This is a genomic window from Streptomyces sp., from assembly GCF_031178505.1.
In the GTDB taxonomy this organism is placed as follows: Bacteria; Actinomycetota; Actinomycetes; order Streptomycetales; family Streptomycetaceae; genus Streptomyces; species Streptomyces gulbargensis.
In genome coordinates, this window is the sequence record NZ_JAPSIW010000194.1 from 1 (window position 1) to 9,867 (window position 9,867).

Annotated in this window: 7 protein-coding genes and 1 tRNA gene; 3 read left to right on the forward strand and 5 right to left on the reverse strand. The window is 70.6% G+C overall.

Annotated features, from left to right (window positions below; all coding sequences use genetic code 11):
- Window positions 1–29: 29 nt before the first annotated feature.
- A complete protein-coding gene (locus tag RIF68_RS15490; RefSeq protein WP_309051830.1) occupies window positions 30–587 on the forward strand; it encodes a TetR/AcrR family transcriptional regulator in 558 nt (185 codons plus the stop codon).
- Between the two features lie 73 nt (window positions 588–660).
- On the opposite strand, the gene RIF68_RS15495 is transcribed toward RIF68_RS15490, so the two are convergent.
- Window positions 661–1,563, reverse strand: coding sequence for a Bax inhibitor-1/YccA family protein (locus RIF68_RS15495; protein WP_309051831.1), 903 nt, complete (start codon window positions 1,561–1,563; stop codon window positions 661–663).
- A gap of 192 nt (window positions 1,564–1,755) precedes the next feature.
- A tRNA-Leu gene (locus RIF68_RS15500) sits at window positions 1,756–1,841 on the reverse strand.
- A 362-nt stretch (window positions 1,842–2,203) separates the two neighbouring features.
- Between RIF68_RS15500 and RIF68_RS15505 the strand changes: the two genes are divergently transcribed.
- Together RIF68_RS15505 and RIF68_RS15510 are read left to right on the forward strand one after the other, a co-directional pair.
- Window positions 2,204–2,974, forward strand: a complete 771-nt coding sequence (locus RIF68_RS15505) for an ABC transporter ATP-binding protein (protein WP_309051832.1) — start codon at window positions 2,204–2,206, stop codon at window positions 2,972–2,974.
- Window positions 2,975–3,073: 99 nt separating this feature from the next.
- Window positions 3,074–5,602 (forward strand): FtsX-like permease family protein, encoded by a 2,529-nt coding sequence (locus RIF68_RS15510; RefSeq protein ID WP_309051833.1) that lies wholly within the window; start codon window positions 3,074–3,076, stop codon window positions 5,600–5,602.
- A gap of 74 nt (window positions 5,603–5,676) precedes the next feature.
- Here the strand turns inward: RIF68_RS15510 and RIF68_RS15515 are convergent, their stop codons facing one another.
- From RIF68_RS15515 to RIF68_RS15525, 3 genes are all read right to left on the reverse strand, one after another.
- On the reverse strand, window positions 5,677–6,975 hold the full coding sequence (locus RIF68_RS15515) for a cyclopropane-fatty-acyl-phospholipid synthase family protein (protein ID WP_309051834.1): 1,299 nt from the start codon (window positions 6,973–6,975) through the stop codon (window positions 5,677–5,679).
- 169 nt (window positions 6,976–7,144) lie between these two features.
- Window positions 7,145–8,524 carry an NAD(P)/FAD-dependent oxidoreductase gene (locus RIF68_RS15520; protein ID WP_309051835.1) on the reverse strand — a complete coding sequence of 460 codons (1,380 nt, stop codon included), beginning with the start codon at window positions 8,522–8,524 and terminating at the stop codon, window positions 7,145–7,147.
- A gap of 370 nt (window positions 8,525–8,894) precedes the next feature.
- A complete protein-coding gene (locus RIF68_RS15525; protein ID WP_309051836.1) occupies window positions 8,895–9,809 on the reverse strand; it encodes a Ppx/GppA phosphatase family protein in 915 nt (304 codons plus the stop codon).
- Window positions 9,810–9,867: the final 58 nt, after the last annotated feature.

The following is a 9,867-nucleotide window of genomic DNA, read 5'->3' on the forward strand; positions in this document are numbered from 1 at the left end:
TGGTTCTCCATGCAAGGGGTGATCGGACGATGGACGCGGAATCCGCCGAACTGAGGGTGCTCGACGCCGCCCGGCGGCTGTTCGACGAACGCGGGGTGCAGGCGGTCGGCATGGACGCCATCCGCGGCGCCTCCGGGGTCTCCCTGAAGCGCCTCTACCAGGTCTTCCCGTCCAAGGATCTGCTGGTCGAGGCGGTGCTGCGGCGCCGCGACGAGGAGGTGCGGGAGTCCCTGACCGCGCACGGCGCCCGGATCGCCGACGGGCCGTACGAGCGGGTCCTCGCGGTCTTCGACTGGCTCGCCGACTGGTTCGCGGAGCCCGGCTTCCGGGGCTGCGCCTTCATCAACACCTTCGGGGAGCTGGGCGGGGTCGCCCCGGCGGTGGCGGCCGTCGCCCGGGACCACAAGGAGGCGCTGCGGTCCTACTTCGCGGAGCAGACGGACGCCCTCGGCCTCCCGCCGGTCCTCGCCGGCCAGCTCGCCCTGCTGGCCAACGGCGCCATGGCCGTCGCGGGCATCACGGGCGGCACGGAGCCCGCCGCCGAGGCCAAGGAGGCCGCCCGCGTCCTCCTCGGCGCCGCCCGGTAGACCCCGGGGCCGGGAACGCGGAGGGGCCCGCCCGGCAGTGCCGGACGGGCCCCTCCCCCGAGTACGGGACGCGTCAGTCGTCGCCCTGCAGGATCGACAGCAGACGCAGCATCTCCAGGTAGATCCACACCAGGGTCATGGTGAGACCGAAGGCGGCCAGCCAGGCCTCCTCGCGCGGCGCGCCGTAGTTCACGCCGTCCTCGACCTGCTTGAAGTCGAGGGCGAGGAAGCAGGCGCCCAGGATCACGCCGATGACACCGAAGAGGATGCCGAGGCCACCGCTGCGGAAGCCGAGGCCGTCACCGCCCGCGAAGACGGAGAACAGCAGGTTGGCCACCATGAGCAGCAGGAAGCCCATGGCCGCGGCCATCACGAAGCCGTAGAAGCGGCGGTTGACGCGGATCCAGCCGAGCTTGTAGGCCACGAGCACACCGGCGAAGACCGCCATGGTGCCCAGGACCGCCTGGATGACGACGCCGTCCGCGATGTAGGTCGAGACGGCGGCCGAGATCACGCCGAGGAAGACGCCCTCGAAGGCCGCGTAGCCCAGGATCAGCGCCGGCGACGGCTTGCGCTTGAAGGACTGCACCAGCGACAGGACCAGGGCGACCAGGGCCGCGCCGATGGCGATGCCGTAGGACTTGCCCAGGTTCGCCGGGTCGACCGGCAGCAGCAGCCAGGACAGGACGGCGGTGACCACGACCGTGCCGAGCGTCATGGCCGTACGGCTCACGACGTCGTCGATCGTCATCACGTTGCCGCGGGCCTGCTGCGGGGCGCCGAGCTGCGTGTCCTGGGGGGCGTACGGGTTGGTCGCGTACGGGTTCGCCGCGCCCTCGGCGTACGGGTTACCGGTGGCGTAGGGGTTGGTTCCGACGGCGGGGCCCCCGGCCTGCGGCTGCTGCGCGTTGAAGCCCGCGTAGCCGTTGTCGCGGCTGAACCCCCGTCGCGAGAAGACCGGGTTGCTGCTCCTCATCTCACTCCTCCATGGCGGGCCGTACTGCACGGCCCTGCGTCAAGGGTAATGCGTAGGCAAAAGAAACTCTCTAGTGCTCGGGGAGGATCTTTTACCCGGAGAAGCCGGGCGGGAACAGGGACGGGCCCGGTGAGAGGAGTGAAGGGGGCGAAGGAGGGAGTGGGCCGGGCCTCAGGGGTCCCCTGGGCCCGGTGGTGCCCGGAACCGGACTCGAACCGGTACGGCCCGAAGGCCAGCGAGGTTTAAGCTCGCCGTGTCTGCAATTCCACCATCCGGGCTTGCCGCGAAGCTCCGCGTTGGCACAGGAGCCTATCGGGACCGCATCCCTCGTTCAGAGGAACATCGGTCCGATGTTGTCTTATTTTATTGACGCCTGAGGGTGCGTCAGCGCAGGTGGGGGCCGGTTCGGCCGACTGTGACGGGGGTCGCAGGCGCAAAGCCCCACCCCTGGAATGACGAAAACTCGTCGCAGGTCTGTCACCTTCGTCTCAGGGGCGCCGTCATACCTCAGGAGGAGGGTGGGCGGCCCCGGTCCGACTCGAGAGGGCCCCGGGAACGGGCACACGGGCGGACGACCCGGCCCGGAACGCTCGACACGATGGAGTGGTTCCCGAAAGCCGCAGTGACAGGAGTCCCCCTCGTGACTACCACCCCGACCGTGCCCCGCGCCACCGCGGTGGCCGCCCGCGCCACGGATCTCTCCAAGGTCTACGGACAGGGCGAGACCCAGGTGGTCGCGCTCGACCGGGTCAGCGTGGACTTCCGGCAGGGCGAGTTCACCGCGATCATGGGTCCGTCCGGTTCCGGCAAGTCGACGCTCATGCACTGCGTCGCCGGCCTGGACTCCTTCTCCTCCGGCTCGGTACGGATCGGTGAGACCGAGCTGTCCACGCTGAAGGACAAGCAGCTCACCCAGCTGCGCCGGGACAAGATCGGCTTCATCTTCCAGGCGTTCAACCTGCTGCCGACGCTGACGGCCCTGGAGAACATCACGCTGCCGATGGACATCGCCGGCCGCAAGGCCGATCAGCAGTGGGTCCGGCAGGTCATCGACATGCTGGGGCTCTCGGGCCGGCTCAGCCACCGCCCCACCGAGCTCTCCGGCGGCCAGCAGCAGCGCGTGGCCGTGGCCCGCGCGCTGGCCTCCCGCCCCGAGATCATCTTCGGGGACGAGCCGACCGGAAACCTGGACTCGCGCTCCGGCGCCGAGGTGCTGGGCTTCCTGCGGAACTCGGTGCGCGAGCTCGGCCAGACCGTCGTCATGGTCACCCACGACCCGGTGGCCGCCTCCTACGCCGACCGCGTGATCTTCCTCGCGGACGGCCGGATCGTGGACGAGATGCTGAGCCCGACGGCGGACGGCGTGCTCGACCGCATGAAGGCCTTCGACGCCAAGGGCCGCACGAGCTGACGCGCGGGCACCGGAACCGGACTCGAACCGGTACGGCCCCGCCCCGCGCCCCGCGCCCCCCGACCTCCGTCCGTCCCACCCTTCCGTTCAGGACACCCCATGTTCCGTACCGCCCTGCGCAACGTGCTCGCGCACAAGGCGAGACTGCTGATGACCGTCCTCGCCGTGATGCTCGGCGTGGCCTTCGTCTCCGGCACCCTCGTCTTCACCGACACCCTCTCCCAGGCCTTCCGCAACCAGTCGGCGAAGAGCTACGACGACGTCGCCGTCGCCGTCGAGATGCACCCGAACCCCGAGGCCGGGCAGGCCCCCGGCCTCTCCCGGAAGGACGTCGACGAGGTCGCCGGGCTCGACGGGGTCGCCTCCGTCACCCCGCGCGTCGGCGGCTTCGCGGGTGTGCCCGACAAGAACGGCAAGCTGATCGGCGTCGGCTGGTCCAACAAGGGCACCAACTTCGCCCCCGGCAAGGACGGCAAGGACCGCGCGTACGCCTTCGTCTCGGGCAGCGGCCCGGTCCGCGCCGACCAGATCGCGCTCGACCGGGCCTCCGCGGACAAGGGCGGCTACAAGGTCGGCGACACCGTCCGCGTGGCCACCAACGGCCCGGTGAAGGAGTACACCCTCTCCGGCGTCTTCACCACCGAGGACGGCGCCGTCAACGCCGGCGGCAGCCTCGTCCTCTTCGAGACCGCCGTGGCCCAGAAGCTCTACCTGAAGCCCGGGTACTTCCAGGAGCTGACCGTCACGGCCACCTCCGGCGCGCAGGCGGACAAGCTGCTCGACGAGGTCGTGAAGGTGATCCCGAAGGAGGCCACCGCCCAGACCGGGCAGGCCCTCGCCGACCGGCAGGCCAAGGACATCGAGGCCGGACTCGGCGCTCTCAACCAGGTGCTCCTGGGCTTCGCGGGCATCGCGCTCTTCGTCGGCGTCTTCCTCATCGCCAACACCTTCACGATGCTGGTCGCCCAGCGCACCAAGGAACTGGCCCTGATGCGCGCGGTCGGCGCCTCGCGCAAGCAGATCACCCGCTCCGTCCTCGCCGAGGCCGGCCTGGTCGGTCTGGTCGCCTCGGCCGTCGGCCTCGGCCTGGGCGTCGGCCTGGCGGTCGCGCTCCGGTCGGCCATGAACGCCTTCGACCTGAAGATCCCGGCCGGCGGCCTGGTCGTCGGCCCCACCCCCGTCGTCTCGGCGTTCGCCGTCGGCGTCCTGATCACCATGCTCGCCGCCTGGCTGCCCGGCCGCCGCGCCGCGAAGATCCCGCCGGTCGCCGCCATGAACAGCGTGCACGCCACCGCGAGCACCAAGTCGCTCGTTCTGCGGAACTCCATCGGTGCCGCGCTCACCGCGCTCGGCGTCGTCCTGATCGTGCTCGGCGCGGGCAAGGGCGGCGACGACGGCCGCATGCTCATCGCGGGCGGCGCGTTCCTCACCCTCATCGGCGTGATCGTGCTGATCCCGATGCTGTCGCGGCCCGTGATCGCCCTGATCCGCCCCCTCTTCGTCGGCCTGTTCGGCATCTCCGGCAAGCTCGCCGGCCTGAACGCGGTCCGCAACCCGCGCCGCACCGGCGCCACCGCCTCCGCGCTCGCCATCGGCCTCACCCTGGTCACCGGCCTGTCGGTGATCGGCGCGACCGTCGGCTCGGCCATCGACAAGATGACCGTCGACCAGATCAAGGCCGACTACATGGTGGTCATGGCCAGCGGCGACAGCCTGGGCGAGGAGGCCATCACCGCCCTCGCGAAGGCCCCCGGCGTCACGGCCGTCTCCCCGCAGCAGGCCGGTGCCCTGGAGATCAAGGGGGACTACGTCTCGGCCTCCGGCGTCACCCCCGGCGACATCGAGAAGGTTCTCAACCTCCACGTCGTGCACGGCTCGCTGGCCTCGCTCAAGGAGGGGCGGATCGCGGTCGCCGACAAGACCGCCGAGAAGCGCGGCCTGAAGGTCGGCGACACGGTCCCGGTCGAGTACCTGGACAAGGCCAAGGGCAAGCTGACCGTCGGCGCGATCTACGAGGAGAGCGAGTTCGTCTCCCCCGTCATGATCGACCGCAAGCTGATCAACGCCCACGAGCAGCAGCCCTACACGCGGGAGGTCTACGTCGCGATGGACGGCGGCGCCTCCGACGCCAACGCCAAGGCGCTGTCGAAGGCCATGGGCGACAACCCGGGCATCACGGTGATGGACCACAAGGACATCCGCGACGCCTTCGGCGGCCCGATCAACATGCTCCTGAACATCGTGTACGGCCTGCTGGGCATGGCCCTGATCATCGCCGTCCTCGGTGTCGTCAACACCCTCGCGATGTCCGTCTTCGAGCGCCAGCAGGAGATCGGCATGCTCCGCGCGATCGGTCTCGACCGGCGCCGGGTGAAGCGGATGGTCCGCCTGGAGGCCGTGGTCATCTCGGTGTTCGGCGCGGTCGTCGGCATCGGCCTGGGCGCGTTCCTCGGCTGGGCGCTCGGCGAGACGTTCAAGGCCAGCCTGCCGGGCTACGCCCTGGTCCTGCCCTGGGAGCGGATCGGTCTCTTCCTGGTCCTGGCCGGTCTGGTCGGCGTCCTCGCCTCGCTGTGGCCGGCCCGCAGCGCGGCGAAGCTGAACATGCTCGCCGCCATCAAGGCCGAGTAGCCGCCCCGCACCACCGCGAAGGGCCGGTCTCCCCCGCACACGGGAGACCGGCCCTTCCGGCCGTCCGGCGCCCGTCAGTCCCGCTCGTCCCAGACGCGCGGGCGCAGCGGCAGGCCGCTGGTCCCGGCCGCCGGGGTCTTCACGGCCAGGAACTGGTTGACGCCGATCCGGTTGCGCTCGAAGGCGAGGGCGGAGGCGGCCATGTAGAGCCGCCAGACCCTCGCCCGGCCGGGCGAGGTGAGGCGGACCGCGCGGTCCCACTCCTTCTCCAGGTTGGCGACCCAGCGGCGCAGCGTGAGGGCGTAGTGCTCGCGGATCGCCTCCACGTCGCGGACCTCGAACCCGGCGTCCTCCAGGATGCCCAGGGTGCGGCCCATGGGGGCGAGTTCGCCGTCGGGGAAGACGTACGCGTCGATGAAGGGGTCGACCTCGTAGGCCTCCTCGTCGGGCTCGGGACGGCGGGAGATCTGGTGGTTCAGGAGCCGGCCGCCGGGCTTGAGGAGCCCGTACAGGGTGTCGGCGTACGCGCGGTAGCGGACCGCGCCGACGTGTTCGGCCATGCCGATGGAGGAGATCGCGTCGTACGGTCCGTCGGTGACGTCCCGGTAGTCCTGGACGCGGATCTCGACCCGGTCGGCGAGGCCCTCCTCGGCGACGCGCTTGCGGGCGAAGGCGGCCTGTTCGCGGGAGAGGGTGACGCCGACGACGCGGGCGCCGTACTCGCGGGCGGCGTGGAGGGCCATGGAGCCCCAGCCGCAGCCCACGTCGAGCAGCCGGTCGCCCTCACGGAGGTTCAGTTTGCGGGCGATCAGGTCGAGTTTGTCCCGCTGGGCGTCCTCCAGGGTGCCGCCCTCGGTCCAGTAGGCGCAGGAGTAGACCATGGAGGGGCCGAGGACCAGTTCGTAGAAGTCGTTGCCGACGTCGTAGTGGTGGCTGATCGCCTGCTTGTCCCGGCGTTTGGTGTGGCGTCCGCCGGTGCGGCCGCGGATCTCCTCGGCGGGCGGCGGCGGGGGCGGCAGGGGCCCGGCGAGCCGGAGCAGGGCCCCCGCGGCGGCGCGCAGGCGGGGGTCGCGGGCGGAGGCGAGGAGGCCGCGGCTCTCGTCGGTGCGCTCCCAGATCAGTCCGGCGAGCCGGTCCAGGACCGCGTAGAGGTCGCCCTCGACGTCGATCTCGCCGGCCACCCAGGCGCGGGCCAGGCCGACTTCGCCCGGTTTCCAGATCATCCGGCGCAGCGCGCGGCGGTCGCGGAGGACCAGGACGGGGCCGTCCGCGGGGCCGGATTCGCTGCCGTCCCAGGCCCGCACCCGTACCGGGAACGGCTCTCCCAGCAGGTCCTCGGCCAGTCTCGTCAGCCGCGTCGCGGCGTCGGCCATGGTGCAACACCTCCGTGATCTCGTACCCCAGAAATGCCTGTCACCAAGGGAACACCGTCCGTGGGCGTTCCGAGTCCCGGCGCAACGCAAGGAGTCGGCAAAACACGCGAAGGGCCGTCCGCACCACGGATGGCGGACGGCCCTTCGGGGACGAGCGGGGTGCTGCTGCTTACGAGGCCTTGGCCTTCTCCTGCGCCGGGGCGGCCGGCGCGGGGGCGGGCTTGGCCGCCTCGTAGAACTCCTCGCGCGGCGTCTCCATGGCGCCGAGCGAGACGACCTCGCGCTTGAGGAACATGCCGAGGGTCCAGTCGGCGAAGACGCGGATCTTGCGGTTCCAGGTCGGCATGGCCATGCCGTGGTAGCCACGGTGCATGTACCAGGCGAGCCGGCCCTTGAGCTTGATCTTCACCTTGCCCATGACGATCATCGCGACGCCCTTGTGCAGGCCGAGGCCGGCGACGGCGCCCTTGTTGGCGTGCGCGTACTCCTTCTGCGGGAAGCCGCGCATGCCCGCCACCACGTTGTCGCCGAGGACCTTGGCCTGGCGCAGGGCGTGCTGGGCGTTCGGCGGGCACCAGGCGTTCGGGTTGCCCGCGCGGCGGCCGACCATGTCGGGGACCTGGGCGTTGTCACCCGCGGCCCACGCGTAGTCGAGACCGTTGATCTGGAGCTTCTCGTTGCAGTCGACGTGGCCGCGGGGGCCGAGCGGCAGACCGAAACGGGCGAGGGCCGGGTTCGGCTTGACGCCGGCGGTCCACACGATCGTGTTGGAGTCGACCTCGAGGCCGTTCTTCAGCACGACGTGGCCGTCGACGCAGGAGTCCATGGAGGTCTCGAGGTAGATCTCGATCCCGCGGCTCTCCAGGTGCTCCTTGCCGTACTGGCCGAGCTTGGGGCCGACCTCGGGGAGGATCTTGTCGGCCGCGTCGACCAGGATGAAGCGCATGTCCTCGCGCGACACGTTCTGGTAGTACTTCGCGGCGTCGCGGGCCATGTCCTCGACCTCGCCGATCGTCTCGGCACCGGCGAAGCCACCGCCGACGAAGACGAAGGTCAGGGCCTTGCGGCGGACCTCCTCGTCGGTGGTCGAGTCGGCCTTGTCGAGCTGCTCGAGGACGTGGTTGCGCAGGCCGATGGCCTCCTCGATGCCCTTCATGCCGATGCCCTGCTCGGCGAGGCCGGGGATCGGGAAGGTACGGGAGACGGCGCCCATCGAGATGACCAGGTAGTCGAACGGCAGCTCGTACGCCTCGCCGACGAGCGGCGCGATCGTGGCGACCTTGCGGTCCTGGTCGATGGTGGTGACCCGACCGGTGAGCACCTCGGCTCCGCGAACGACGCGCCGCAGCGGGACGACGACGTGTCGCGGGGAGATGCTGCCGGCGGCGGCTTCGGGGAGGAAGGGCTGGTAGGTCATGTACGACCGCGGGTCGACGACCGTGACGGTCGCCTCGCCGAAGCGCATCTTCTTGAGGATGCGCCGAGCTGCGTACAGGCCTACGTACCCACCGCCTACTACGAGGATCCTGGGACGCTCCGTGGTGCTCATGCCATCGAGTATCCACCCCGTTGGAGGGGGGTGCTCGTGCGCCCCTTCACAAGGTCCGGGGATACCTCTGCTACACTGCGCGGCCCACGTGACCCAGGTCATGGTGGTGCAAAGGAACCGCGTGGCCTTGGTGAACGTTGTTCACCCCTCGTGAACTGGTCCGGAGAGCCTCCGTTAACGCCGTACCGGCCCGCCCGTTCACACGATGGAAACATCGAGCGAAGAAGGCGTTCCGCCTGCGAAAGGGCCCTGAGACGCCCCGTGGAGGGCCACAAGACCGTCCCGGGGCGCCATCAGGGCCCTTTTCCTTGTGAAGAACTTCACGAACCTTTTCCGACAGGCTGTCGCCGGACCCCTCCATAGGCGTCCGCTATGCCACGGATAGCGCGATCCCATCGAGAATGTCGTGCTCGCTGACCACGATTTCGGAGGCTCCGACCCGCTCGACGATCTCCCTCAGGACGAGGGCTCCGGCGATGATCACGTCCACCCGGCCGGGGTGGATGACGGGGATCGCGGCCCGCTCGTCGTGGGTGGAGGCGAGGAGCCGCGCGGCGACCTCCGCAACCTGGACCGCCGAGATCCGGGCGTGGTGGATCTTGGCGGAGTCGTACTCCGGAAGGCCCAGCGCGATGGCGGCGACCGTGGTGACCGACCCGGCGAGCCCGACGAGGGTCCCGGCGGAGGTGAGCGGCACCGTCTCGGCGGCCAGGTCGAGGGCGGCGCGGACGTCGGCGCGGACGGCCTCCGCCTCCTCGGCGGTCGGCGGGTCGTGCCTGATGTGCCGCTCGGTCAGCCGGACGCAGCCGATGTCGACGGAGCGGGCGGCCTCGACGTGCCGGTCACCGGTGACGAACTCGGTGGAGCCGCCGCCGATGTCCACGACGAGGTACGTCTCCGCGCCCCGCAGCTCACCGGTGGCCCCGGTGAAGGAGAACTCGGCCTCCTGGTCGCCGGTGATGACCTCGGGTTCGACGCCCAGGATGTCCACGACCCCGCGGACGAACTCCTCGCGGTTCTCGGCGTCGCGCGAGGCGGAGGTGGCGACGAAGCGGACCCGTTCGGCGCCGAGCTCCCTGATGACCCCGGCGTACTCACGGCAGGCGGCGAAGGTCCGCTCCAGCGCCTCGGGGGCGAGCCGGCCGGTCCGGTCGACGCCCTGGCCGAGCCGGACGATCGTCATCCGCCGGTCCAGCTCGATCAGCTCACCCGTCTCCGGGTGCACGTCGGCGACGAGGAGGCGGATGGAGTTCGTACCGCAGTCGATTCCGGCGACCCGGGTCACGTCGACTCCCCCTCCTGGCCGTCACCCTTGTCCTGGCCCTTGTCCTTGTCCTTGTCCT